Annotated in this window: 24 protein-coding genes; 15 read left to right on the top strand and 9 right to left on the bottom strand. The window is 67.8% G+C overall.

Annotation, left to right across the window (positions count from 1 at the left end):
- The first annotated feature begins 85 nt into the window (after window positions 1-85).
- A complete protein-coding gene (locus JNG39_RS12515; protein WP_368311771.1) occupies window positions 86-706 on the top strand; it encodes a response regulator in 621 nt (206 codons plus the stop codon).
- A gap of 48 nt (window positions 707-754) precedes the next feature.
- Here JNG39_RS12515 and JNG39_RS12520 read toward each other — a convergent pair whose 3' ends face one another.
- Together JNG39_RS12520 and JNG39_RS12525 are read right to left on the bottom strand one after the other, a co-directional pair.
- On the bottom strand, window positions 755-1,252 hold the full coding sequence (locus JNG39_RS12520; protein WP_368311773.1) for a hypothetical protein: 498 nt from the start codon (window positions 1,250-1,252) through the stop codon (window positions 755-757).
- A 69-nt stretch (window positions 1,253-1,321) separates the two neighbouring features.
- Window positions 1,322-2,296: a GlxA family transcriptional regulator gene (locus JNG39_RS12525; RefSeq protein ID WP_368311774.1), complete on the bottom strand. Its 975-nt coding sequence runs from the start codon at window positions 2,294-2,296 to the stop codon at window positions 1,322-1,324.
- 97 nt (window positions 2,297-2,393) lie between these two features.
- Between JNG39_RS12525 and JNG39_RS12530 the strand changes: the two genes are divergently transcribed.
- The 4 genes from JNG39_RS12530 (at window position 2,394) to bla (ending at window position 7,380) form a co-directional block, all read left to right on the top strand.
- Window positions 2,394-3,071 carry an HD domain-containing protein gene (locus JNG39_RS12530; RefSeq protein ID WP_368311775.1) on the top strand — a complete coding sequence of 226 codons (678 nt, stop codon included), beginning with the start codon at window positions 2,394-2,396 and terminating at the stop codon, window positions 3,069-3,071.
- 82 nt (window positions 3,072-3,153) lie between these two features.
- On the top strand, window positions 3,154-5,370 hold the full coding sequence (locus JNG39_RS12535; protein ID WP_368311776.1) for a TonB-dependent receptor family protein: 2,217 nt from the start codon (window positions 3,154-3,156) through the stop codon (window positions 5,368-5,370).
- Entirely contained in the window at window positions 5,370-6,437 is a 1,068-nt protein-coding gene (locus JNG39_RS12540; protein WP_368311777.1) for a PepSY-associated TM helix domain-containing protein, read from the top strand. The genes JNG39_RS12535 and JNG39_RS12540 overlap by 1 nt, the downstream gene beginning before the upstream one ends.
- A 148-nt stretch (window positions 6,438-6,585) precedes the next feature.
- Window positions 6,586-7,380 (top strand): subclass B3 metallo-beta-lactamase, encoded by a 795-nt coding sequence (bla, locus tag JNG39_RS12545; protein WP_368311779.1) that lies wholly within the window; start codon window positions 6,586-6,588, stop codon window positions 7,378-7,380.
- A gap of 115 nt (window positions 7,381-7,495) precedes the next feature.
- Here bla and JNG39_RS12550 read toward each other — a convergent pair whose 3' ends face one another.
- Complete coding sequence (locus JNG39_RS12550; RefSeq protein ID WP_368311930.1) at window positions 7,496-8,395, bottom strand: acyltransferase; 900 nt, start codon at window positions 8,393-8,395, stop codon at window positions 7,496-7,498.
- A gap of 30 nt (window positions 8,396-8,425) precedes the next feature.
- Window positions 8,426-10,984: a DNA ligase D gene (ligD, locus tag JNG39_RS12555; protein ID WP_368311780.1), complete on the bottom strand. Its 2,559-nt coding sequence runs from the start codon at window positions 10,982-10,984 to the stop codon at window positions 8,426-8,428.
- Window positions 10,985-11,109: 125 nt separating this feature from the next.
- Here ligD and JNG39_RS12560 point away from each other — a divergent pair, with 125 nt between their 5' ends.
- From JNG39_RS12560 to JNG39_RS12595, 8 genes are all read left to right on the top strand, one after another.
- Window positions 11,110-12,774: a copper resistance system multicopper oxidase gene (locus tag JNG39_RS12560; RefSeq protein WP_368311782.1), complete on the top strand. Its 1,665-nt coding sequence runs from the start codon at window positions 11,110-11,112 to the stop codon at window positions 12,772-12,774.
- Window positions 12,771-13,598, top strand: coding sequence for a copper resistance protein B (locus tag JNG39_RS12565; protein ID WP_368311784.1), 828 nt, complete (start codon window positions 12,771-12,773; stop codon window positions 13,596-13,598). The genes JNG39_RS12560 and JNG39_RS12565 overlap by 4 nt, the downstream gene beginning before the upstream one ends.
- 58 nt (window positions 13,599-13,656) lie before the next feature.
- Window positions 13,657-14,565, top strand: a complete 909-nt coding sequence (locus JNG39_RS12570) for a LysR family transcriptional regulator (protein ID WP_368311786.1) — start codon at window positions 13,657-13,659, stop codon at window positions 14,563-14,565.
- A 90-nt stretch (window positions 14,566-14,655) separates the two neighbouring features.
- Window positions 14,656-15,132, top strand: coding sequence for a VOC family protein (locus JNG39_RS12575; RefSeq protein ID WP_368311788.1), 477 nt, complete (start codon window positions 14,656-14,658; stop codon window positions 15,130-15,132).
- A 149-nt stretch (window positions 15,133-15,281) separates the two neighbouring features.
- Window positions 15,282-16,736: an alpha-L-fucosidase gene (locus tag JNG39_RS12580; RefSeq protein ID WP_368311790.1), complete on the top strand. Its 1,455-nt coding sequence runs from the start codon at window positions 15,282-15,284 to the stop codon at window positions 16,734-16,736.
- A 156-nt stretch (window positions 16,737-16,892) separates the two neighbouring features.
- Entirely contained in the window at window positions 16,893-17,159 is a 267-nt protein-coding gene (locus JNG39_RS12585) for a DksA/TraR family C4-type zinc finger protein (protein WP_247371700.1), read from the top strand.
- Between the two features lie 34 nt (window positions 17,160-17,193).
- Window positions 17,194-17,799 (top strand): histidine phosphatase family protein, encoded by a 606-nt coding sequence (locus JNG39_RS12590; RefSeq protein WP_368311792.1) that lies wholly within the window; start codon window positions 17,194-17,196, stop codon window positions 17,797-17,799.
- 159 nt (window positions 17,800-17,958) lie between these two features.
- Window positions 17,959-19,500, top strand: a complete 1,542-nt coding sequence (locus JNG39_RS12595) for a methyl-accepting chemotaxis protein (RefSeq protein WP_368311794.1) — start codon at window positions 17,959-17,961, stop codon at window positions 19,498-19,500.
- Between the two features lie 99 nt (window positions 19,501-19,599).
- Here the strand turns inward: JNG39_RS12595 and JNG39_RS12600 are convergent, their stop codons facing one another.
- Together JNG39_RS12600 and JNG39_RS12605 are read right to left on the bottom strand one after the other, a co-directional pair.
- Window positions 19,600-20,220, bottom strand: a complete 621-nt coding sequence (locus JNG39_RS12600) for a transcriptional regulator (RefSeq protein WP_368311796.1) — start codon at window positions 20,218-20,220, stop codon at window positions 19,600-19,602.
- Between the two features lie 55 nt (window positions 20,221-20,275).
- On the bottom strand, window positions 20,276-20,935 hold the full coding sequence (locus tag JNG39_RS12605) for a glutathione S-transferase family protein (protein WP_368311931.1): 660 nt from the start codon (window positions 20,933-20,935) through the stop codon (window positions 20,276-20,278).
- Window positions 20,936-21,055: 120 nt separating this feature from the next.
- On the opposite strand from JNG39_RS12605, the gene JNG39_RS12610 reads away from it, so the two are divergent.
- A complete protein-coding gene (locus JNG39_RS12610; RefSeq protein WP_368311797.1) occupies window positions 21,056-22,087 on the top strand; it encodes a L,D-transpeptidase in 1,032 nt (343 codons plus the stop codon).
- A 112-nt stretch (window positions 22,088-22,199) separates the two neighbouring features.
- Here JNG39_RS12610 and JNG39_RS12615 read toward each other — a convergent pair whose 3' ends face one another.
- Window positions 22,200-23,102: a LysR substrate-binding domain-containing protein gene (locus JNG39_RS12615; protein WP_368311799.1), complete on the bottom strand. Its 903-nt coding sequence runs from the start codon at window positions 23,100-23,102 to the stop codon at window positions 22,200-22,202.
- 153 nt (window positions 23,103-23,255) lie between these two features.
- Between JNG39_RS12615 and JNG39_RS12620 the strand changes: the two genes are divergently transcribed.
- Window positions 23,256-24,191, top strand: coding sequence for a phosphatase PAP2 family protein (locus JNG39_RS12620; protein ID WP_368311801.1), 936 nt, complete (start codon window positions 23,256-23,258; stop codon window positions 24,189-24,191).
- Between the two features lie 108 nt (window positions 24,192-24,299).
- On the opposite strand, the gene JNG39_RS12625 is transcribed toward JNG39_RS12620, so the two are convergent.
- Together JNG39_RS12625 and JNG39_RS12630 are read right to left on the bottom strand one after the other, a co-directional pair.
- Complete coding sequence (locus tag JNG39_RS12625; RefSeq protein WP_368311802.1) at window positions 24,300-25,016, bottom strand: LytR/AlgR family response regulator transcription factor; 717 nt, start codon at window positions 25,014-25,016, stop codon at window positions 24,300-24,302.
- Window positions 25,016-26,095: a sensor histidine kinase gene (locus tag JNG39_RS12630; protein ID WP_368311803.1), complete on the bottom strand. Its 1,080-nt coding sequence runs from the start codon at window positions 26,093-26,095 to the stop codon at window positions 25,016-25,018. The genes JNG39_RS12625 and JNG39_RS12630 overlap by 1 nt, the downstream gene beginning before the upstream one ends.
- Between the last annotated feature and the right edge of the window lie 16 nt (window positions 26,096-26,111).

Consider the following 26,111-nt stretch of genomic DNA (forward strand, 5'->3'; position numbering starts at 1 on the left):
GAGGCGTCACAGCTGCCACGACCATATATCGCCACGGCACTTTGCGCGATACTCCTGCGGTTGAATCACTTCGGCCACCCGTTCCATGGCGTCCATCCGCATCATGACCGTCGACGATCATCCGCTGCTTCGCGAGGGCATCGCGGCCGTGATCGAAGGGCAACCCGGCCTCGAGCTCGTCGGCGAAGCGAGCAACGGCGAAGAAGCCATCGAACGATACCGCGAGCTGCGTCCCGACCTCACCCTCATGGACCTGCAGATGCCCGGGATGGGCGGCATCGCGGCCATCGAAAAGATCCGCGACGAATTTCCCGACGCGCGCATCCTCGTGCTCACCACCTATCGCGGCGACGTGCAGGCGATGCGTGCGTTCCGGGCCGGCGCGCAGGGCTACCTCCTCAAGAGCGAACTGCGCAAGGAGATGCTTTCCACGATCCAGCAGATGATGGACGGCAAGCGCCGCATTCCCGCGGAGATCGCCAACGAGATGGCCGAATACGCCGCCGACGACGAGCTGACGCCTCGCGAGACGCAGGTCCTCACGCGCGTGGCGATGGGCGAGGCCAACCGCGACGTCGCCGTGGCGCTGGGCATCGCCGAGGAAACCGTCAAGGCGCACATGAAGAGCATCCTGGCCAAGCTGCAGGCCAACGACCGCACGCATGCGGTCGCCATCGCGTTGCGCCGGGGCATCATCGAACTCTGATCGCGGACAGGGCCCTGTCCGAGGCTCGCAGCGAAGCGAGCGTTCAACTCAACTCAACGCGGTGGCCTTGTCGAAGGGAAGCGGCACCGCGCCGGCGGCTACGATGGCCCGGTCCGCCTGTTCACCCAACTCGCCGTCACCATCCACCACCAGCAGGATGCGTCCGGCCTCGATCTCGCCCTCGAACTTCTGCCGCACCGGGTCCGGCGACGACGCACCCATCAAGGCGCTCGTCCACGCGCCCACCATGGCACCGGCCGCGCCGGCCGCCATCGCGCCGGCGAGGGTAACGCCCAGCGGCGGGATCGCCATGGCGACCAATCCGGCCAGCAGTCCCGCGCCACCGCCTTCGGCCAGGCCACGCACGGCGGCGGGCTTGAAGTCGGTGTGCTCGTCCTTGCGCCGCTCGGGAATGGCGTCGAGCTCGATGTCGGAGCGGGCGATCAGGGAAAGATCCTCATCGGGCACACCCGCCGAGCGGGCGGCGCTCATGCCCCGGCGCGCCTGATCCAGGTCGACGGTGCTGTAGACGCGGCGAGTCTTCATCGCGGTTCCTCGGGGTCGGGAGTACCCCGATGGTTCCTCCGCACCGGTCGACCGGGTGTGACGGCCCGGTCAAGTCCGCGCGTGCGCGTGCCGTTTGCGGTATTCGGCCGGGGTGATGCCCACGCGTCGCATGAAAGCGCGGCGCAGTCCGTTGGCGTCGGCGTAGCCGCATAGCGTGGCCACGCGCTTGGGCGTCTCGCCGCCCGTTTCCAGCATCCGTCGTGCGGCTTCCACGCGCATGGTCTCGACGAACTCGGCCGGCGTCATGTTCATCTCGGCACGGAAGATCCGGGCGAAATGCCGCTCGCTCATCGCCATGCGGCCTGCCATCGAGGCGACCGAATGGTTTTCCCCCGGATGGCTCGCCACGTACCGCTGCAGTTCCTGCAACGCGCCGCGGCCGGCGGGCGCCGCCTCGCCATGGCGGCTGAACTGCATCTGGCCGCCGGGACGGCGATAGAACATCACCAGCTCGGACGCCACGGCCATCGCCACCTCACGGCCGAGGTCTTCCTCGACCAGCGCGATGGCCAGGTCCATGCCCGCGGTGACGCCCGCCGCCGTGCAGACGGGGCCGTCGCGCATGAAGAAGGCATCGGGCTCCACCTGCAGCGTGGGATGCCGCTGGGCGAGCAGGTCGGCCACCTTCCAGTGCGTGGTGACCCTGCGGCCGTCGAGCAGGCCGGTTTGCGCGAAAAGCAGGGAGCCACTGCAAATCGAGCCATAGCGACGCGCGACGCCGGCATGGCGACGCATCCAGTCGATCACGCGCAGGTCGGTGGCGGCCTCGGCCAGGTCGGGCGACCCGGCCACGAGGAGGGTATCGAGCCGGTCGATGTCTTCCAGCACGGTGCGGTCGGGCAGGAAGCGCATGCCCGACGAGGCGGCTACCGCCAGAGGCGCGGTGCCCACGGTGACCACCCGGTAATGCTCGCGGCGGGTCTGCCGGTTGGCCTCGGCGAACACGTCGGCGGGCCCGGATACGTCGAGCATCTGGACGCCGGGAGGGGCCAGGATGGCGATGGTGAGAGGTGGCGTCTGCATCGTGCGCAACTTGGCAGGATTTGATGTGTCGCGTCAATACCGGTCACGTCGAGCGGAGGCTTCAATGGCCCCACCTTCCTCCGTCAGGCCGCTCGCCATGAACGCCCACCCCCATCGTCACGACCATCACGCCATCGGCGAGGTCGCCGGCGTCGTCGTTCCCGATAGCCATCTTGCCCGCCAGATCACCGAGTTGGTCCGCGACACCGAAGACGACCTTCTCTACCACCATTCCCGCCGCGTCTTCTTCTTCGCCGCGCTGACCGGCGACGGCAAGGCGCTCAAATACGATCCGGAACTGCTCTACGCCGCCGCCATGTTCCACGACATGGGCCTGGTGCCGGCCTATTCGAGCAAGGACAAGCGCTTCGAGGTGGACGGCGCGAACCTGGCTCGCGATTTCCTGCGCCGCCACGGCGTGGCCGAGGACGACATCTACACCGTTTGGACCTCGATCGCCCTGCACACCACCCCGAACATCCCCGAGTTCATGAAGCCGGAAGTGGCCCTGCTCACGGCCGGGGTGGAGATGGACGTCCTGGGCATGGGCTTCCGTAACGTGGCCGACGCCGACCGCCTCGAGGTGGCCCGCCGCCATCCGCGCGAGCCGGACTTCAAGGAAGGCATCATCGACCACTTCTACCAGGGCATCCGCAACAAGCCGGAGACGACCTTCGGCAACGTGAAGGCCGACGTCATGGCGTACAAGGAGCCGAAGACCTTCCAGCGCATGGACTTCTGTCGCCTGATCCTCGGCAATCCCTGGCCGCGCTGACCCGCTCTTTGCGATGACGTATTTGATCTGATAATCATTCGCAACTACGATGGCGGCCTTTCGCGTTGCGCAAGGCCGCCTGATGTCGTTCCGCCCCACCGTTCTCGTCGTCGCCCTTGCCGGGGCGTGTTCGTCGCTTTCCGCCGCCGCGGGGGATGACGTGGCCTCTCCGCCTCCCGCCCAGATGGAGGGCGTGAAGGTGGTGGGCAACTGGCTGGACACCACGGCCAAGGGCATCGTGCAGAATCATCCGGGCGCGCGCACGGTGGTGCGCCGCGAGGAACTGCGCGAGTCCGGTGCCGTGAACCTGCGCGACGCCCTGCGCCGCGTTCCGGGCGTGCAGGTGCAGGAAAGCAACGGCACCGGCGGCAGCGACGTCTCGCTCAACGTGGGCGTGCGCGGCCTCACCTCCCGCCTGTCGCCGCGCTCCACCATCCTGCTCGACGGCGTTCCGCTGGCCGTGGCGCCGTACGGCCAGCCGCAGGTGTCCATGGCCCCGGTAGGCCTGGGCAACCTCCAGGCGGTGGACGTGGTGCGCGGCGGCGGTTCGGTGCGTTACGGGCCGCAGAACGTGGGCGGCATCATCAACTTCGTCACCCGCGACATCCCCGAAACGTTCGGCGGCAGCGCGGGCGTGCAGTTGCAAGGTGGCGAGCACGGCGGCATCCGCACCGTCAGCAATGCCTTCGTCGGCGGCACCACGTCGCAGGGCCTCGGCGTGGCGCTGCTCTACAACGGCATGCACGGACCGGGTTTTCGCGAACACGAAGACAACGAGAGCATCGACGACGTGATGCTCAAGGCGAAGTACGCCTTCTCGTCCGAAGACACGCTCACCGGCAGCATTCACCATTACGATGGCCAGGCGGGCATGCCCGGCGGCCTCACCCAGGCCGATTACGACGCCGATCCGTTCCAGTCGCGCCGTCCATACGACGACTTCCATGGCCGCCGTACCGACTACGTGCTCAAGTACAGCCACGTGGACGATCGGCGCAGCTTCGAGGTGCAGACCTACTACACCGACAGCTTCCGCGGCAGCCACATCGAAACGATCACGCCGAACGCCAACGGCACCTATACGCACCAGCTCAACGCCTATCCGCGCAATTACCACACCTTCGCCTTCGAGCCGCGCTACTCGCAGCTGTTCGACTGGGGTCAGGTCACGCACGAGATCGGCGTCGGCTACCGGTACGTGAACGAGGCGATGCACGAGCGCACCCTGCGCAACGACAAATTCACCTCGAACCTCTGGTACACGCCGTTCGAAGGCAGCCCCTATGACGGTCCCTACGTGTTGTCGGGCAACAATACCGGCTCGAACGAGGCGCATGCGCTCTACGTCGACGACACCATCAACGTGGGCGACTGGACGATCACGCCGGGACTTCGCTACGAGCGTATCCACAGCGAATGGGAGGCGCATCCCAGCGCCACGGTGATCGTGAAAGGGCCGCTGCAACGCCGCGAGAGCTATTCCAAGCCCCTCCCCTCGGTCAACGTCATCTACCACCTCAGCGATGCGCTGAAGCTCTATGCCAACGCGGAAACCTCGTTCGGCGCGTTGCAGTATTTCCAGATCGGCCAGAAGGATTCGAGCAACCAGTTCGCCTCCGGCCTGCAACCGGAGACCGCGCGCACCTACGAGATCGGCTCGCGGTACGACGGCAAGGCCTGGGGCGGCGAGATCTCGCTGTTTCGCATCAACTTCGACCACGAGCTGCAGATCGTCGGCAAGCTGCCCGGCGTGCCCGATTCGCATGACGGCTGGACCTCGCTGGGTGCCACCACGCACAAGGGCATCGAAACGGCGGCCCACGTCGACCTCGGCCAGTACAGCGATGCGCTCGCAGGCTTCACGCTATGGGGCACGGCCACCTATACGCATGCGGTCTACAAGCACGGTTCGTTCGAAGGCCTCGACCTGCCCTTCTATTCGCGGCGCACGGCGAACCTCGGCCTCCGCTACGGCATCGCGCGGTGGACCTTCAACGTCGACGCCTTCGCGCAATCGAAGCAGCATTCGCCGGGCTCGCCGAGCTTCGACCCGGGCAAGCCGGCGGTGTACCAGACCGAACCCACGCCCGATGGCGACTTCGGCGACATCCCGGGCTGGATGACCTGGAACGCGCGCGCCGAGTATGCGTTCGGTCCGTCGTTCTCCAACCTGCGCCTGGGCGTGGGCGTGAAGAACCTCACCGACCGGCGCTACTTCACGCGCTCCACCGACAACAACGACGGCATCTACGTGGGCCAGCCGCGTACGTACTTCATGCAGGCCTCGGTGGACTTCTGATGACATCGCGCCCCTTCCGCTCCGCATTGAAGACCCTGCACCTGTGGCTCGGGCTGAGCCTCGGCCTGGTGCTGGCGCTGGTCATGCTGGCGGGCAGCGTGCTGCTCTTCGAAGAGCCGTTGCTCGCCGCGAGCCATCCCGAACTCGTCTCCCGCGCCCTGCCCGATCTCGACACGCAGGGGCGCGCGCTGGATGCGTTGCTGCATTCACCGGTAGGGAAACAGTTGCGCAGCGTCACCGTGCCCGACGCCGAACTGCCGGTATGGGGAGCGGGTGCGAAAGGGGGCGACCGCTACTACTTCGATGCCACCAGCGGCGAGCTGCTGCTTCATCGCGCGAAGTCGAGCGACGTGTTGCTGACCTTGCTGGACTGGCACACGCACCTGCTCGGCGGCGAGGTGGGTGAGACGGTCCTCGGCGTGGTCGCGTGCACGGGCCTGTTCATGCTCTTCTCCGGCGTGTGGCTTTACTGGCCGGGACGCCATCGTGCGTTGAAACACCTCAAGCCCCATGCGAACCCGCCGGTGCTGCGCTGGGCGAGTTTCCACCGTTTCGTCGGCGTGGCCGCCCTGCCCTTGCTGGTCGTGATGATCGGCACCGGCACCACCATGGCCTATCGTGGCGCGGTGCGCACGGGACTCATGGCGATGTCCGGCGAAAAGAGCGCGCGACCGCCGACGCTGCCCACGGCCGATGCCATCGACTGGTCCGCCGTACTCGTCAACGCGCAGGCCGCCGCGCCCGACGCCCAGCTCACCCGCCTCATGCTGCCGTCCAAAGGCAACGGCACCCTGGTGATGCGCATCCGCCGTCCGGGGGAATGGAATCGCGTCGGCCGCAGTTCGCTGTGGTTGGATCCGTCGACGGCAACGGTCGTGGGTGGTGACGATGCGACGAAGCTCGGCACGGGCGGACGTTTGGCCAATGCGCTGTTTCCGATCCATTCGGCGGCCGTGGGTGGTTTGGCCTGGCGCATCGTCGCGTGCGTCACCGGCATGTTGCCGATGTTCCTGTGGGTGACGGGCTTGCTGTTCTGGCGGGCTCGGAAGAAGCGAAGAGCCGCATGAGCGCACGCGCGATAACCTGATGCACGGCGGTAGGCACCGGCGCGGGCCGGTGCCCATGGCGAGGAGTACGGTTTTCGCCGTTTAACCCCACGAAAAAGCCATAACTCCCGCTTATCCTGCGCATCCGCAACCCACCGGAGACGCCCCGATGCGCCGCACGCTCACCGCCCTGGCCTGCCTTGCCGCCCTGCCCGCTTTCGCCCAGATGCCGTCCGCCTGGAGCGAGCCGGTCGCGCCGCACGTCATCTACGGCAACACCTACCAGGTCGGCACGAAGGGACTCTCCGCCATCCTCGTGACGTCGCCGCAGGGTCACATCCTCATCGACGGCACGATCGTGAAGAACGCGCCCCTGATCGAGGCGAACATCCGCAAGCTCGGTTTCCGCCTCGAGGACGTCAAGCTCATCCTCAACACCCATGCCCACCACGACCACGCCGGTGCCATCGCGCAACTGGCGAAGGACACCGGCGCCACCGTGCGCGCCACGGCGGCCAGCGCGAACATGATGCGCCTGGGTGGCAAGGATCCCGAGGACCCGCAGTATTCGCCCGGCGAGGACGGTTATCCGAAGGTCGATGCGAAAGGCGACATCGTCGACGGCAGCGTGGTGACGCTCGGTCCGCTGAAGCTCACGGCGCACGTCACCCCTGGTCATACACATGGCGGCACGGCGTGGACATGGGATGCCTGCGAAGGGAAGACCTGCAAGCACATCGCGTTCGTCGACAGCCTCTATGCATTCACGTCGGACGGCTACCGGTACAGCGACCATCCCGCCTTCGTCGCCGAGTTCCGCAAGACGTTCGACCGCGTGGCGTCGCTCCCCTGCGACATCCTGGTCACGCCGCATCCGGAGCAGGGTGAGGGAAAGACCTGCAAGAGCTACGCGGAGGCGGGTCGAAAGCGGCTCGATACGGAACTTGCGCAAGAAAAGCGTTGATCGCGTGCCACGCGTATAACCCTGTTTTCGCGGCACCACGAGAGTCAATCATGCCGCTCGTCGTCCCTGCGCACGCAGGGACCCAGCGCCTTGAGCCCGATCTTCGCCACGGGAGTCATGCGGCTCCCGTGCCCAGCATCGCATCGATCCGCGCATCCTTTTCCGCCCAGATCCCGTTGATCCACGCCTGGAACCGCTCCCGAAACGCTGCGTCACCGTCGTAATCGCCGCGCATGCCGGCGGGAATCGGCAGGCGCCGCGCGTGCAGCCGCACCTCGCGAACGCGCCCGGCGATCATGTCCATCATGCTGCTCGGGCCACCGGGATAGGCGATGGTGACGTCGAGGATATGGGTGATCGCCTCGCCCATCGCATCGATCACGAAGGCCACGCCACCCGCCTTCGGTTTCAGCAGGTGGCGGTACGGCGAGCCCTGCGCGTCATGCTTGGCGGGCGTGAAACGCGTGCCCTCGGTGAAGTTCATGATCGACACCGGCACGTGGCGAAACTTCTCGCAGGCGCGCCGGGTGGCTTCGCGATCGCGGTTGCGCAGTTCGGGGCGGGCTTCGATCTGCTGGCGCGTATGGCGCTTCATGAAGGGGAAATCCAGCGCCCACCAGGCCTGGCCCAGCAGCGGCACCCAGATCAGCTGGCTCTTCAGGAAGAAACGCATGAAGGGGATGCGGCGGTTGAAGACCTTCTGCAAGGCGGGAATGTCGACCCAGCTCTGGTGATTGCAGACGATCAGGAAGTTCTCGTGGCGACCGAGCCCGTCGATGCCTTCGACATGCCATCGGGTGGGCGTGAACGCGTCGAACAGCCAGCTGTTGACGGACAGCCAGCTCTCGGCGATGCGCACCAGCACGGCGGCGCAGGCGCGGCGGACGAAGGGCAGGGGCAACACCAGGCGCACCGCGGTCAGGGCGAACAGCGGCAGCACGTGGCATACCGTGCTCACCAGGAGCAGCAGGCAGGCCAGGGGAACACGCAGGACGGTAGGTAGCGAAGCGAACATAAGCACGGAGGGTGGCGATGATGTACCAGTCTACTTGGTCCGCAAACGCTTACGGGGAACGGGTGCCTCCGAGAGGCCGCCGAGCCGGGCTTCCACGGCGGCCAGGTCCTGGCGCACGGCGTCGATGCCTTCCCACGGATCGCGTTTCTGCCGGGAAAGCCGCTTCGGCACCGAGTGCAGGTCGAATGCCGCCGCCGACGCGAGGCGTCCCAGCTCCTCCCAGCGCAAGGGCACGGCCACGGGCGCGCCGGGCCGCCCGCGTAGCGAGTACGAAGCCACCGCCGTGGCGCCGCGCCCGTTGCGCAGGTAATCGATGTAGATGCGGCCGTTGCGGATACGCTTGGTGGCGCTGGCGACGAATTCCAGCGGATGCACGGCGGCAAGGGTCTCGGCCACCCCGCGCGCGAAGCGTTTCACCGTGGCCCAGTCGGCGCCGGGGTTGAGCGGCACCACCACGTGCAGGCCCTTGCCGCCGGTGGTGCGTACGAACGATTGCAGGCCGAGCTGGCCCAGCACGTCGCGCATTCGTCGCGCGGCGGCGATCACTCGCCGCCATTCGACGCCGTCGCCCGGATCCAGGTCGAAGACCACGCGGTCGGCGAGGTCAGGCGTGTCGACGTGCGAGCCCCAGGGATGGAATTCCACGGCGCCGAACTGCACCAGTTCGATGAGGCCGTCCGCATCCCTCGGATACAGGTAGACGGCCTGGGCGCCGGAGTCTTCCTTGAGCTTCGCGGTGCCGACGCGTTTCAGCCCTGGCATCACGTGCTTCTGGAAAAAACCGTGCTTGGCGATGCCGTCGGGAAAACGGATGATCGATGTCGGCCGGTCGGCGATGGGCGGCAACAGCCAGGGCATCACGGCACGGTAGTAGTCGACCACGTCCTGCTTGGTGATGCCGTCGTCGGGATAGACGAGGCGGTCGGGGTGGGTAATCGCCAGCTCGCCGGTGGCCTGTCCCGTTTTCTTTTTGCGCGGTGACCGGTCCGAATCGCGCAGGTCGTCCGGCGACTTGTCCACGCGCAACGCCTTCAGGCTCGGCTGGCGCAGCAGGTGCTTGTTGCCGATGCCCCGGTAATAGACCTCGGCGACCACGGTGGGCGCGACCCACAGCGCGCCGCGCAGCATCGGATCGATGTCGTCGATGCGCACGACGGGCTTCTTCGCACCACCCTTGGCGAGCGTCTTGCCCAGGTCGCGAAGCATCTCGTCGGTAAAGCCGGTGCCCACGCGGCCCACGTAGGTCCAGCCGCCGCTGTCGGCGGGACGCGCAAGCAACAGCGAGCCGAACGACACACGCGAACCCTTGGCCGGCGTGTAGCCGACCACCGCGAACTCGTCGCTCTCCAGCCGCTTGATCTTCCACCAGTCGTCGTTGCGTCCGCTGTGGTACGCCCCGCGTGCCCGCTTGGAGATGATGCCTTCGAGCTTCTGTTCCATGGCCATGGCGAACACCTGGTCGCCGTCGCCGAGGTTGTGCGAGCTGTAACCGAGCCGTTCGGGCGCGTGGGCGAGCAGGCGCTCGAGCAGGGCCTTGCGATCGACGAGCGCCGTGTGGCTCAGGTCGTAGCCTTCGAGGTAGGGCAGGTCGAACAGCATGTAGACCAGCGGCGCCTGCGCTTCGCCGGACAGCGTCTTCTGCAGTGCGTTGAAGTCGCTGCGTCCCTGCGCGTCCAGGGCGATCAGCTCGCCGTCGAGGCGCGCGCTGTCCAAGCCCAGTTCCTTCACGGCCTGCACGATGTCGGGCACGCGTTCGTTCCAGACCAGCGCGTTGCGCGACCATAGGGTGACGTCACCGTTCGCGACGCCGGCGAGGATGCGGTAGCCGTCCCACTTCACCTCGTGCAGCCATTCGTCGCCCTTGGGCGGCGCGTCGTGCAGTCGTGCCAACTGGGGCGCGAAGAAATCGTGCGGCACGGCGGCTCGCTTCGCACCCGGCGTGGCGGCCACGGCCTTGCGCAGGCTGGTGATGGAGACCTTGCGCGCTTTCGGCGGCGCCTTCCTGCGCGCCGTGGCGCGTTTCGCGGCGACCTTCGTGGCGGGTGTCTTCGCCGCGCGGCGCGTGCTCTGGCGCATTTTCGCGTCGAGCAGGTCGTCGGCTTCCAGGTCGCCGGCGTAGCGGTCGTCGGCCTTGATCAGGAACCACGCGGGCTGGCGCTCCTTGCGGCCGCTGCGCACCAGGTGCCAGCGGCCCTTCAGCCGTTCGCCGTACAGGTCGAAGGTGAGGTGGCCCTTGCGCAACTGCGCTTCGGCGTCGCCCGCCGTGGCCCAGATGCCGCGGTCGAAGGTGTCCACGTGGCCCTTGCCGTAGCCTTCCTCGATGTCGCCTTCGAAATCGGCGTACGACACCGGGTGATCTTCGACCTCCACGGCGAGGCGCTTCACCTTGGGGTCGTAACTGGGGCCCTTGGGTACCGCCCAGCTGCGCAGGGCGTCGCCCACCTGCAGGCGAAAGTCGAAGTGACGCCGCGAGGCATGATGCAACTGCACCACGAAGATGGCACGCGCGCCCTTGGGTACGGCCGCATCGGCGGCCGGTTCGCGCGTCCTGGAGAAATCGCGCTTGCGACGGTACCGGTCGAGGCTCATGCGGCGAGGATGTGCCGGTAGCGGTGAATGACCCGTGGAAAGCGCGCAGAGCCATGTCCAGAGTTGTCGACGTGCGGGGCGGGTGTTTAACCTCCAGGCTTTCCCTTCGATCCCCCGGGCCACGCATGCGCGATCCGTCCATCCAGCTGCCGCGCCGCCGCTTCGTCCAGGGCCTGGGCCTCGCGGGCGTGGGCTTGGGGTTCGGGGTGGTCCGCCCGGCGTTCGCCACGGCCGCGATGGAGCCGCCGGCGGACCAGGGCAGGGAAGCGATGCTCGACATCCGCGAGGCGGCGGTGGATTTCACCGGTCGCTCGCGCCGCGCGGTCACGGTGAACGGCGGCCTGCCGGGGCCGACGCTGCGCTGGCGGGAAGGCGACGACGTGGTGCTGCGCGTGTCGAACCACCTCGACGTGGCGTCGTCCATCCACTGGCATGGCCTCATCGTGCCGGCCGACCAGGACGGCGTGCCGGGCCTGAGTTTCGATGGCATTCCCGCGCGGGGCGACTTCACCTACCGCTTCGCCGTGAAGCAATCGGGTACGTACTGGTACCACGCGCACAGCCGCTTCCAGGAGCAGAGCGGCCTCTACGGCGCCATCGTGATCGAACCGCGCGATGGCGATCGTCATCGCTGCGATCGCGACTACGTGCTGCTGTTGAGCGACTGGACCGACGAAGACCCCGAGCGTGTCTACGCGAAGCTGCGTTCGCGCGCCGACGTCTACAACTACGGCCAACCGACGCTGGGCGACCTGCTGCACGATGCGCGCGAAAAGGGCTTCGGCGAAGCGCTGGCGATGCGCCGCATGTGGAACCGCATGCGCATGAACCCCGCCGACCTGGCCGACGTCTCCGGGGCTACGTACACCTATCTGGTCAACGGTCGCACGCCGACGGGCAACTGGACGGGCCTGTTCCGCCCCGGCGAGCGCGTGCGGCTGCGGTTGGTCAACGGTTCGTCCAACTCGATCTTCGACCTGCGCATTCCCGGACTGCGCATGCGCGTGGTGGCCGCCGACGGGCAGGACGTGGAGCCGGTGGAGGTGGACGAACTGCGCCTGTCGGCCGCCGAAACCTACGACGTGATCGTGGAGCCGGCGGAGGACCGCGCCTATACGGTGTTCGCGCAGTCGATCGACCGCTCGGGCTACGCGCGTGCCACCCTGGCCCCACGCGCCGGCATGAGCGCGGCGGTGCCGCCGCTCGATCCGCGCCCGCGATTGAGCATGCGCGACATGATGGGCTCGATGAGCGGCGGCGGCGACATGGTGATGGCCAACCACGCGCGCACCGAATACGGCTCCGGCGTGGACATGCGCGTGGACATGCCGAGGACGAACCTCGACGATCCCGGCGTGGGCCTGCGCGAGCGCCCGCATCGCGTGCTGACCTACGCCGACCTGCATACGCCCGGCGGCGCCACCGACCGCCGCGAGCCCGCGCGCACCATCGAGCTGCACCTCACCGGCAACATGGAGCGCTTCGCCTGGTCGTTCGACGGCGTCAAGTATTCCTCCGCCAAACCCATCCATTTCCGCCAGGGCGAGCGCCTGCGCCTGCGCCTGGTGAACGACACGATGATGAACCACCCGATCCACCTGCATGGCATGTGGAGCGAGCTGGAATCGCCGGACGGCGCCTTCCAGGTACGCAAGCACACGGTGAACGTGCAGCCGGCGCAGCAGGTGACCTACGCCGTCACCGCCGACAATCCCGGGCGCTGGGCCTTCCATTGCCACATGCTGTACCACATGGAAGCGGGCATGTTCCGCGAGGTGGTGGTGTCGTGAGGGCGGTCGTCGTCGCGATGCTCCTGCTCGTCGCCTTTCCCGCGATGTCCCAGGAGATGGATCACGCCATGCACGGCATGACGATGGGACCGATGCAGGGCGGCCAGGCGCCGGCCGGCGCGCGCAGCGACGACTGGTCCGACGGCGTGGCGCCGGCGCCCATGCACGACATGGACAGGATGGGCATGGACGACGCCGCTCCCGTGGGCAACCTGCTGCTCGATCGGCTCGAAGCGTTCGCGGGGCAGGGCGGTCACGGCCAGTCGTGGGAAGCCGAGGGCTGGTACGGCAACGACGTGGACAAGCTCTGGATGCGCAGCGAGGGCGAGCGGGAAGGCGGACGTCCACGCGACGGCGACGTCGAGGCGTTCTGGAGCCATGCGATCGCTCCGTTCTGGGATGCGCAGATCGGCCTGCGCAGCGACATCGGCGAAGGCCCGAAGCGGCAATGGGCCGCGTTCGGCGTGCAGGGGCTGGCGCCTTACCGGTTCGAACTGGAAGCGACGGCGTACGTGGGCCAGGGCGGCCGAACCGCGGCCCGCGTGCGTGGCGAATACGAACTGCTCTTCACCCAGCGCCTGATCCTGCAGCCCGAGCTGGAGATCAACGCCTACGGCCGGGGCGATCCGCGACGCGGCCTGGGCGCCGGGGTGTCGAGCCTCGAGGGCGGACTGCGCCTGCGTTACGAGTTCACCCGCTCGTTCGCGCCCTACGTGGGCGTGGCCTGGGAACACCTGGCCGGCGCCACGGCCGATATCGCGCGCGATGCCGGCCGCCGCGTCACCGACCGACGCTGGGTGGCGGGCGTGCGTCTGTGGTTCTGATGTTGACGCGGGACGGCGTCTTGCCGATGGTTCATGCATTCCAGCGCGAGTGCATCCCATGCCCACCGACGGCCGCCTGCTCGGCAACCTCAGCGTCCTCGTTTCCGTGGTCGAGACGGGCAACTTCGCCCGAGCCGCCGATGCGTTGGGACTGTCGCCTTCCGGCGTGAGCCGCGCCGTCAGCCGGCTGGAGGCGAAGCTGGGCGTACGCGTGCTCCACCGCACCACCCGCTCGGTGACGCTCACGGAAGAGGGTGAAAGGCTCTATGCCCAGGTCGGCCCGCTGCTTGCGGGGATCGAGGATGCGGCCCTGTCGGCGGCGGGTGACGCACACGCCGTGCGCGGTCGGCTGCGCGTAAGCGTCGATCCCATGTTCTCCAGCCAGGTGCTGGCGCCGCGCATCGCGACGTTCCTGGCCCGGCATCCGCAATTGGAGCTGGAGATCGTCAGCCGCGACGAACTGGGCGACCTGATCTCCGACGGCATCGACGTGGCGGTGCGTTTCGGCGAGCCGCAGTCCTCCTCGCTGATCGGCCGCAAGCTCCTGGACACGCGCGTGCTCACCGTCGCGTCGCCGGCCTATCTGGCCGCGCACGGCCGCCCGGCCAAGCCCGCCGAGCTGGTTCGCCATGCGTGCCTGCAGTTTCGCGATCCCGTCACCCGGCGGCCTTTCGCCTGGGAATTCCATCGCCAGGGAAAGGTCGTCACCGTGGACACGCAAGGCCCCCTGACGCTCACCGATTCGGCCACGATGTACGCGTTGTGCACCGCCGGCGCGGGCGTGGCCCAGGTGCTGGCGCTCATCGTGCGCGATGCGCTGGACGACGGCCGCCTCGTCGAGCTCTTTCCCGGCTGGGCGGAGGAGACGTTCCCCCTGTACGCGTACTACCCCTCGCGCCGCAACGCGCCGCCCCGGGTGCGCGCCTTCGTCGATTTCTGCGTGGAACTGGCCACGGCGGCCGCGTAAAGGCACGCTCGGGCGATGTCGATCCGGCCCAGGGCCGCTCGACGTGGGTAGGAAGGGCCACGTCCCGTGACCCGCTTAGGGAGAAACGGCATGACCGGTTTCAGGCGCATCACCCCGTTCCTGTGGTTCGCCAGCCAGGCCGAGGAGGCCGCGACGTTCTACACCGGGATTTTCCCGAATTCCCGCATCAGGCAGGTCACCCACTATTCCAAGGAGGCCTCGGGCCCCTCCGGTCGTCCCGAGGGCTCGGTCATGACGGTCGATTTCGAACTCGACGGCGAACCGGTTTCGGCGCTCAACGGCGGCCCGGTTTTCACGTTCACCGAGGCGATCTCACTGGTGGTGAAGTGCAAGGACCAGGCGGAAATCGACCACTACTGGAACCGCCTGTCCGAAGGCGGCGACCCGAACGCGCAGGCCTGCGGATGGCTGAAGGACAAGTACGGGTTGTCGTGGCAGATCTGTCCGGTGGAGATCGACGAGTTGGCGAAGAGCCCGAAGGCCATGGCGGCATTGATGAACATGACCAAGATCGACATCGCCAGGCTGAAGGAAGCGGCCCGTTGAATGGCCGGTACGATCGGCTCCCGCCCGTTCGGCCGTGAGCGTCCTACCGAAGGGGTGGGAGCCGATCGTATCGGCGAACGGGTATGTTCGTTGACACACATGGTGTTCATAGGTGAAGGTCTATCGGACGTATTTCCGGGAGACCCTTCTTGAACCGACGCGATTTCGCCAAGTCATTGGCCCTCACGGCCACCGTGGCCAGCCTGTGGCCGACGAAACAGGCCTTTGCCCAGGCACCGAAGACGGCCAAGGGCGTCGTGGTCGACCCCGCGCGCCTGCGCGATCTCCAGCAGGCCTTCCTCGACCTGCGTTTCGGCATGTTCATCCACCTCAACATGGCGACGTTCGAAGAGCGCGAGTGGGGCGACCCCTTGCTGTCGCCGAAGCTGTTCAACCCGAAGCACCTGGATACCGACCAGTGGGCCCGTGCCGCGAAGTCCGCGAACATGGGCTACGCCTGCCTCACCACCAAGCACCACGACGGCTTCTGCCTGTGGCCGACGAAGACCGGCAGCGCCAACGTGATGCAATCGTCGTATCCGCACGACGTGGTGCGCCGCTACGTCGATTCGTTCCGCGCGGCGGGGCTGAAGCCCTGCCTGTATTTCTCCATCCTCGACCTGCGCCAGGATATCCGCGCGCGTATCGTCACCCCGGAAAAGATCGCGCTCATCAAGGCGCAGATCACCGAATTGCTGACGAACTACGGTCCCATCACCGCGCTGATCCTCGATGGGTGGAACGCCTCATGGTCGCGCATCTCGTACGAACAGCTGCCGTATCGCGAGATCTACGACCTGGTGAAGTCGCTGCAACCCGACTGCCTGCTCACCGACCACAACGCGGGCAGCTACCCGGGTACCGCGCTCTACTACACCGACATCAAGCAGTACGAACAGCACGCGGGACAGAAGATCCCGCCGAACAGCCCGGTGCCCTCGCAGTCGGGCACCACGCTGCAACGCGACTGGTTCTGGAAGAAGGCGTATCCCACCTCGGAGCTGGCCGCGGCGAAGACCATCGTCGACGAGTGGCTGGTGCCGTTCAACGCCAACCATTGCAACCTCATCCTCAACGTGGCGCCGAACAGCGACGGCCGTTTCGACGACAACGCGGTGAAGCGGCTGGCGGACATCGGCGCGCTGTGGAAGAACGACGGCCCGGTGGCGCGCATCGGACGAAGCGTCACCATCACCACGCCCAACCTCGCCGCGGGCAAGCCCGCCTGGGCGAGCGCGAGCGACGAGGCGGTGGGGCCCGACCTGGCGTTCGACGAGAATTTCCGCTCGTACTGGCTGGCGGACAAGGGCAAGACCGATGCGTGGATCGAGGTGCGCTTCGACGCGCCGGTGTCGTTCAACACGCTGTCGATCGTGGAGCCGCGTGGTGCGGAGGATTACGGCGCGGACAGCCGCATCGCGTCGTACCGCGTCGAGGTGGAGCGCAACGGCGCATGGGTGGCGATCGCGTCCGGTGGCACGCCCGCCGATGCCTACCAGTTCCACGAGATCGCGCGAACCACGGCGAAGCGGGTGAGGTTGGTGCTGAAAGGAAAGCAGCCGGGCATCACGGAGTTCGGCCTCTACGACGAGCCCCGGGCGTAAGGTTCCGAAGATGTCCGCGATTCATGCGCTGCGACAGCCTTCGACACCGCCACCGCCCGCACGAATCTCGTTCGCCGTGCGACACGGCGAGGCATTTCGTTTTTCGCGACAAACCCCCATATAGGCTCCCTGAGCAGCAACCCGGGAGACACGACCATGGCCACCGGATGGGCGGGCGACACCGCCGTACAGGACCAGATCGACGCCACCGTCGACGACGCCGTCAAGCGCGCGCGCAGCCGCATGGCGAAGGGCCCCAGCCTCGAACACTGCGAGGAATGCGGCGCACCGATCCCCGAGGCCCGGCGCAAGGCCGTGCCGGGGGTGCGCCTGTGCGTGGCCTGCCAGGAGGCGGCCGATCGTGAGGAGGCCACGTTCGCGGGGTACAACCGCCGCGGCAGCAAGGACAGCCAGTTGCGCTGAGTACAATGGACGCTTCCCCCGCGTCGGAATCCCCATGCTCGAACACCTGATCCTCGCCCGCCACGGCGAAACCGAGTGGAACGTCGCCGGACGCGCGCAGGGCAGGGCGGACAGCCCCCTTACCGACGCTGGCCTCGCGCAGGCCCGCTCGTTGGGCCGCACGCTGGCCGAACTGGGCGTGACGCACATCGTGTCGTCCACCCTGCCTCGCGCCCTGCGCACGGCGCAGATCGCGGCGGAGCGGGCAGGCTGTTCGATCAGCACCGACGAGCGTCTCGTCGAGCGTTCGTTCGGCACGCTCGAAGGCCGCTTCGTGGCCGAGGCCATGGCCGAGGATCCGCGCTGGATGCAGGTGCTTCGCGCGGTGGACCCGTCGGCGGCCGCCGATGGTGGCGAAACCCTGCACGAGGTGGCCGCCCGCATGCTGCCGGCCCTCGACGATGCGCGCGCCTTGCCCCATCGCCGCATCGCCGTGCTCACCCATGGCCAGTGCCTCAGCGCCACGCTGTCCGCGCTCGGCGGCGGCAATGCCGTCGACTATCGCCATGGCAACTGCGGCTACACGCCGCTGATGCTGCGCGACGGCCGTTTCACCTTCGACCGCTGGAACCTCGCAGTGGCCGACCTGGCGGACGCCTGACCCGCGAGCATGACTTCATGACATCTTGAAGTCATTGATAATAAAAAATATTTTACGCGATGACGGTCTAAAGTTGCCGAATTCGTGGCCGACAGCGAGGCATCCCCCGTTCCTCCTCGCGAGCGCGCCATGCGATTCCCCCGACCCCGTCTCCCCCTCATGACTTTGCGGGCCCGGCTTCTCGCCCGCCTGGCCGGCACGATCGTTCTCCTGCTCATCCTGTGGATCGTGGGCGGCGTGCAACTGCGCACCGCCAACGGACGCCTGCAGTCGGTGGTGGGCGACACGCTGGCGCCCGTGGCCGATGTCGGCCATATCCAGAACGACTACAACGACCTGCTCGACGCCCTCGTGCACGCCACGCTGATGCGCCTGCCTTCCGCCGTGGATGACGCGGTGACGGCGATCGGAAGCGATCGGCACGACATCGACAAGCAATGGAAGTCGCTCGAAGCCAGTGGCCTGGGCCAGTCGCAGAAGAAGCTCGTCGCCTTGGCCGCCGAACACCGCAAGGCGGCCGACAAGGCGATCGACGACGTGCTCGCCCTGCTCAAGGCCGAGCAGTTCGACCTGGCGCAATTGCAGCTCTCCAACGACGTGCAATCGTCCGTCGGACCGCTCAAGAGCGATTTCTCCAACCTGTTCGCGCTGGCGCTCGACGGCGGCAGGGCCCAGGCCGAGGCGCAGCATGCCGACGTCCGGCACGGCGCGGTCGTTTCCACCGTGTTGCTGGTGCTGGCGCTGGTCATCGCCAGCCTCATGGACATCGCGATCATCCGCTCGCTGGGCCGCCGCCTGCGCCAGGCGATCGACGTGGCCGCCGCCATCGCGGGCGGCTCGCTCGGCGCGCGCATCGAGGTGGGCCGCCGCGACGAGATCGGCGCGCTGCTCACGTCGCTGGCCGAGATGGATGCGCAGCTCGGCAACGTCGTGACCCAGGTGCGCCATCGTGCCGACCATGTGGCGCATGCGGCCACGGGCATCGCCCGCGGCAACGACGCGCTGAACGACCGCACCCGTACGCAGGCACAGCACCTGCGCCACACCTCCGCCTCGATGGACGACATGGCCCACGCCGTGTCCGGCGGCCTCGGCCATGCCAACGCGGCGCACGCGGCGGTGACCGAAACGCGCGCCATGACCGACGAAGGCCATCGCGTGGCGATGGACGCCATCGGGAACATGCGCGAGATCCAGCGCACCAGCGAGCGGATGACCGAGGTTCTCGACCTCGTCGACCAGGTGGCCTTCCAGACCAACCTGCTGGCGCTCAACGCGGCGGTGGAGGCGGCGAGGGCGGGCGAGCACGGACGCGGTTTCGCGGTGGTGGCCCATGAGGTGCGAGGGCTCGCGCAGCGTTGCGCCGCCGCGGCGCGCGATATCCGCGGACTCATCGACGCAGGCGACGACGCGGTGCGGGCCGGCGTCGCCTCGGTGGATCGCGCGGGCTCCGTGCTGACCGACATCGGCGAGCGGGTGACCGCGCTGGCCGGGCTCGTGGGCTCGGTGATGGAAGCCACGCGGGGACAGAGCGAGGGCATCGCGCGGGTCAACGGGGCGGTACGCGGGATGGACCAGACCACGCGCGAGAACGCGGAGCTGGTGGAGCAGGCGGCCGCCGCGAGCCGGGCGATGCGCGAGAGCGCGGAAATCCTGCGGCGGGAAGTGGCCTACTTCGTGTTCGAGACGGAGGCGGTCTGATCGCCGATACGGACGGCTCCCGGTGGCCAGATCGATCGCAGCCCGGCTACCGAAGGGGTGGGAGCCGATCGTATCGGCGAAACCCGCGAAGCGAAACGTTCAGGCTCGTTCGCCGCGAACGCTCTTCAGCGACTTGTAGAGCGTCGCCCGGGACACCCCCAGCACCCGCGCCACATATCCCGACGCGTGCCGCACGTCGAACACGCCTCGCGCGTCCAGCTCGCGGACCAGCGCCTCGCGTTCGTCGACCTGCATCGCCGAAAGGCTCGTGCCCCGCTCTCCCAGGAACGCGCCGACCACGTCGTTGACCTCCTCGCGCCAATCCTCCCGGAACAGCGCCGCGGCCCGTGGCGTCGCGTCGGCGAAGCGCAGGAAATCCCTCGAGACCGCCTGCAGCGTCTCGAACATGCTCACGTCGAGGTTGATGCACATCAGTCCGGCCGCCCGCCCGCGCCCGTCACGCAGCACCGCCGTCACCGACTTCATCGACCGTCCGTCGTGATTCGTTTTCGGATAAGGCCCGATCACCGGCCGGTCGAGTGTCTCGATCCCGTCGATGTCGGTCAGCGAATCGTCCCCGGGCGAACGGCGGGACAGCCGGTGGGCGATATGGCGGATGGTGCCGTCGCCGAGGTCGTGGATCACGACCTCGGCATGCGGTTTCAGCAGGGCCGCGATGGCATCGGCCACGGGCAGGAAGGGGGCGAGGAAGTCGGCCATGGGGCGATCATCGTGCCCGGGCAGACTTTCTGTCCAGGTTGGACGGCCTAGGCCGTCAATCGCGATCGGGTGCGCCCAGCGGAAACAACGGGCGGAAAGGCCGGGCCTCGTCCACGGCACGCGCGAACGACGGACGCGCGAGCAGCCGCCGACGGTAGGCGTGCACGTTGCCGAAGCGCGGATCGATGGCGTGCGTCCAGTCGGCGTAGAACAGGAACGGGCCCGCACCGCAATCGGCGAGGCTGAAGCGGTCGGCCGCCGCCCAGGTGCGTCCGTCCATGTGCCGGTCGAGCCATGCGTAGGCGGTATCGAGCATGCCGCGCGCTTCTTCCACGCCACGCGGATCGCGCTGGTGCGCGGGCCGCATCGCGTCGAAGACGATGCGCTGCTGGGGCGTCGAGACGTAGTTGTCGAAGAAGCGGTCCATGGCGCGTACCTCCAGCGCGATCCGCGGATCGTCCGGCAGCATCGGTGCCGGTCCCGGGTGGTGGAGCTGGAGGTATTCGACGATGGTGCTGGCCTCGGTCACCGTGCGCGAACCGTCGACCAGCACGGGAAACCGCCTCAACGGCCACAGCTCGGCGAACTCCGCGTAGATGTCCGGGTGCTCGGGCGAAAGCATCTTCCACTCGAACGGCGTGCCGTTTTCATAGAGGGCCGTGAGGGCCTTCTGGCAATACGACGAGAACGGATGGGCATAGAGTTTCAACGACATCGGCTTGGCCTCGGGTAACGGGGGACTCACCAGGGCGTCGAACGGCGGCGCGTGTTTTCGACAATGCCCCGGTCGTGCGTTCTCCGCTACCCTCGACGGGTCGCCCGAAGGGAAAAATCCATGGTCCGTACGTTGGCCGTCCTGGCGTTGTTGCTGTCCGTCTCCACGACCGCCCCGGCCGCCGTGCCGTTCTGGGGAGCCAAAACGTCGAGCCCCGCCGACCTGCCGCCCTCGCAGCTGAAGCCGGGCCAGTGGATCTGGGGCGGCCGCGATACCTCGCTCGCGCCCATGGCCGTGATCGTGAGCCTCACCGAGCAACGGGCCTATGCCTACCGCAACGGCATCCTCATCGGCGTGACCACGGTCAGCACGGGCAAGAAAGGCCACGAAACGCCGACGGGCGTGTTCACGATCCTGCAGAAGGACAAGGACCACCACTCCAAGACCTACGACAACGCGCCCATGCCCTACCAGCAGCGCCTCACCTGGGACGGCGTGGCATTGCATGCGGGCGGCTTGCCCGGATACCCCGAATCGCACGGTTGCGTGCACATGCCCACGGAATTCGCCCGGCTGCTTTTCGAAGCCACCAACATGGGCATGACGGTGGTGGTGGCGAAGGAGGGCACGGCACCCGTCACCGTGGTGCACCCCACCGCGGTGATTCCGATCGACACGCGCAACGGCGCCGACCTGACGATCGCCCCGCTCGCCGACGGACAGATGTTCCGCTGGCAGCCCGAGCTGTCCACCGCCGGTCCGCTCTCGATGGTGCTCAGCGTGCCGGACAGCGTCGTGATCGTGCTGCGCAACGGCGTGGAAATCGGCCGAAGCCGCGTGCAGGTCAAGGATCCGCTGGTGGGCACGCATGCCTACATCGTGGCGCAGGGCGGCACGGCCGAATCGCCGAAGCTCGCCGGCCTGCCCATGCCGAACTGGATCACCATCGGTATCCCCGGCCACGGCGACGAGGCGGGCAGGGTGGTGGACCAGGCGTTGGTGGACCGGGTGACGGTGCCTCGGGAGTTCGTGGAGAAGCTGGTGCCGATGCTCTCGCCGGGTTCGGTGTTGCTCGCCACGGACGAGAGCCTGGAACCGTCCACGACGGGGCCGAAGGTGCAGGTGATCGATTCGAACCCGCCTGGTGTCTAGGGGCCGTCATTCCTGCGCAAGCGGGAATTCAGGACCTCGGCACGCGGACATGCCGCGACGGGCGAACGCATCGCCGTATCGCGAAAATCATGCTCACGCGAGGAAAGGGGGATCACCTCTCGAACCCGTCCTCCCCGATCGCCTCGGCCAGGTACGACACGAACGACGCGATTCGCGCCGAAATCGCCGTGTTTCGGTAATACACCGCGTGGATCGGCTGCCGGTACTCCACGTTTTGCTTCGCCAGCACTTCCACCAGCGCGCCGGTCTCGCGATCCGATCGCGTCATGAAATCGGAAAGGCAGACGATGCCGTTACCCTCCAGCGCGAGCTGGCGCAGCGTTTCGCCGCTCGAAGCGCCGATGGTGGGACGGATGTGCAGCGGCTGGCGGGCGGGACCCGGCAGCGGCCAGTCGTTGAGCGATTCGGGTTCGGTGAAGCCGAGCAGGGAGTGGCCGCCCAGGTCGGCCACCTTCCGCGGCGTGCCGTGGCGCGCGAGATAGGCGGGGCTGGCGAGGCAGCGCACGCGGCTGGTGCCGATGAGGCGGGCGTGCAGGGTGGAATCCTTCAGCCGGCCGATACGCAGCGCGACGTCGGTGCGTCGCTCGAGCAGGTCGATGTAGCCTTCGCTGTTGTGCAGTTCGAGTTCCACGTCGGGATAGCGCTCGCGGTAACCGGCGATGAGCGGCACCACCACGTGCAGCATGAAGGGCGACGCGGCGTCCACGCGCAGGCGTCCCGCGGGGCGGGCCTGGCGCGTCGCCATCTGCTCCTCGGCGCTTTCCACCGCCGCTACGATCTCGCGCGCCTTTTCGAGAAACGCCTCGCCTTCCTCGGTCAGCTCCAGCCGGCGCGTGGTCCGGCGCAGCAGGGTCGTCTTGAGCTTCTGCTCCAGCCGGCCCAGCGTGCGGCTGGCGGCCGACACGGTCTGGTCGAGCTGCTGCGCCGCGCTGGTGATCGAACCGGTGTCGACCACGGCGATGAAGTTCTGGATCTCGTCGAGGGTGATGTTCATCGTCGGCTTCGTGGCGTTCGGCGGCAGCGGCAAGGATACGCGTCGCCGCGAATCCGCGGATCGTCCCTTCGGGCCCGCCGTTCGTCCCCCGGCATGGCGGCGAATGGGACAGGGCGGGCATGCTGGCGGTTCGGAATGCTTCGAGGAGGGACGATGTTCCAGACCGATATCCACCTGTGGCTCCAGTCGTTCGCGTCACCGCTGATGACGTGGCTGATGCGTGCGGTGACGTTCATGGGGTACGACTGGGTTTACCTGGTGCTGGTCGTGGCGGCCGTCTTCGGGAGCCGTCTCCGCCCCGGCCTCTCGCTCACGCTGGCGTTGATGCTGTCGTCGTTGGCCGTCCACGGCGGCAAGGCCTTCTTCGAGCTGCCACGCCCCTCCGACGTGGACGCGGGCGTGCTCGACAAAGGGCGGACGCGCGTCCCGCTCGTCGATCACGGTGGTGGCGCGACGTTCTGGTCGTTGCCGTCGCCTGCCGCCCGGCGCGCGATCCGATCGATGGACGATCCGGATTTCGGCTTCCCCAGCGGCCACGTCGCCGCCGCCACGGCAGGGTGGGTAGGCCTGATGGTCTTCGTCGGCCAGCGTAGGCGACGGGCCTGGTGGATGCTCGCCGCCGCATGGCCGCTGGCGATGGCGGTATCGCGCATGTACCTGGGCCGGCATTTCCTGGCTGACGTACTGGCCGGACTGGCGATCGGAGCCTGGGCGGTGGCCACCGCTTTTCTGCTGACGCGCACGCAGCGGCCTTTTTCCGTCGTATCCCTCCTGGCCGCCTTGCCCATCCTGGCGATGATGCTGGCGTGGCCGGTGAGGGCATCCGACGTGGGTGGACTGGCGGGGCTCGCCGTGGTGCTGGCGTGGTTCGCGGTCAGGGGCGTGCCCCATGAAACCCCCGGGGCATGGGCAGCCGGGGGCCGCATGCTGATCGGCGCCTCGTTCGTCGTCGGCACCCGGGCGCTCGCGCATGGCGTGCCCGAAGGCCATGTGCTTCTGGCGGGACTCTCGGCGGCGGGCTGCACCGTCCTGGCGTTTCTCGGTGCGGTGTACGTGGGGCAACAGTGCGCGTTCTATCGGCGGGCATGACGACGCTGAACGTGATCGCTTTCCTTGGGATCCCGCGCATTGTATATAGACCCCTTACGTCGTTCCTGCGCACGCAGGAACCCAGGGCGGGAAGCCGCCGGCGAGCGATCAGAGACCAAGGCTGCTTCGCAGCGCCCCCACGTAAGACCGGCTCGCCCTCACCAGCACCCCGTCGCTCAACCGCACCAGGCAATCCCGGTTGGAAAGCGCCTCCAGTTCGGCGACACGATCGATCCGCACGATGGTCGAACGATGGATGCGGATGAACCGCTTCGGATCGAGCCGGCGCTCGATCTGCTGCATCGTCTGCCGCACCAGGTGTGTCTTGTCACCCACGTGCAGTCCCACGTAATCGCCGCTGGCTTCGATCCACTCCACGTCGTCGGCCCGCACCACGACATCGCGGTGACCGAGGCGGGCGGTGAAGCTTCGGGCGTAGGGATGCATGGCATCGCTGCCTGCGACGTGTCCAAGGCGCGAGCGCACCCGCGACAGGGCTTCGTCGAAGCGCGCGTCGTCGATGGGCTTCAACAGGTAATCCAGCGCGGCGGCCTGGAAAGCGCGCAGGGCGTACTGGTCGTACGCGGTGAGCATGACGGCCAGGGGACGCCTCTCCGAGGGCAAGCGATCGAGCACGTCGAAGCCGCTGATGCCCGGCATGCGTACGTCGAGGAAGGCCACGTCGAAGGCCTGGTCGCGAAGCAGGGCGAGCGCGCTTTCGCCGTCGCCGCATTCGTGGACGTGCGCGACGTCGTCGTGACGCGCCAGCCGGAGGCGCACGCCGCGCCGCGACAAGGGTTCGTCGTCGACGACGAGCACGCGCATCAAGCGGGCTCCCGCGCATCGGCCGCCATGAAAGGCAGCACGATGTCGACGCGGCAGCCGCCGTCGTCGCCGATGGCGAGATCCACGCGCTGATCGTCCCCGTAAAGCCGAAACAGGCGCTGGCGCACGTTGGCCAGCCCGATGGACCGGCCTTCCGCGCGCGGTTCGGGTGGCGGGCCGTCGTTGCTCAGCGCGATGCGCAGGTGGTGGCCCTCGCGCGAGACGTGAAGATCGAGGCGTCCGGGTTCGCGAAGCCGGGCGATACCATGCCGGATGGCGTTTTCGGCCAGCGGCTGGATGAGCAGGCTGGGTACGCGGGCGCGCAGCACGTCGGGGCCTGCGCGCACGTCCAGGCGCAGGCGCTCACCGAGGCGAACCTTCTCGATGTCGAGATAGAGCTGGGTGGTGGCCAGTTCCTCGGCCACGCTCACTTCATGCGCATGGCCGCCGTCGAGGGTGGCACGCAGCAGATCGCCCAGCGTGGACAGCATGCGCGAGGCGTCGTCGTTGCGGCGCTCGGTCACCAGCGACGAGATCGCATTGAGCGTGTTGAAGAGGAAATGCGGGTTGAGCTGGTAACGCAGCGCACGCAGCTCGGCATCGCGGGCGAAGCCCTCCGCCTCGCGCAGGCGTTCGCGCGCCGCGCGCAGTTCGTAGGCATGGGCCACCACGGCATGGATGGCGCAGAAGGCGATCAGGGCGAGCCAGCAGCCGTCCAGCCCGCTGAGATTGCGCGTCCAGGTGAAGGTGGGCGCCCGTCCCCAGTGCATCGCCATGAGCTGGGCCAGCACGTTGTTGATCACCGAGCACACGTAGGTCGCCGCGAGCATCGCGACGATCAGCACCCATGTGGGCACGCGCCGCCACAAAGCCCGCTGCAACGCGGCGACCGGCACGCTCCAGAACAGATAGGTCAGCGCGAACAGGGTGCGGTAGGCGGCCGCGTGTTCGTAAGCCAGTTCGGGCAGGCCCATGATCGCCATGCACAGCACGATCGGCGACCCGGCCAGCAGCACCATCCACAAGGGAAGGCGGGTGTGGACCGGATCGAGGGCGAGGGGGCGCTGGGGTTGGCTCATGGAAGGGATCGTATCT

Origin of the sequence: Luteibacter sp. CQ10 (genome assembly GCF_040900725.1) — a bacterium.
GTDB lineage: Bacteria > Pseudomonadota > Gammaproteobacteria > Xanthomonadales > Rhodanobacteraceae > Luteibacter.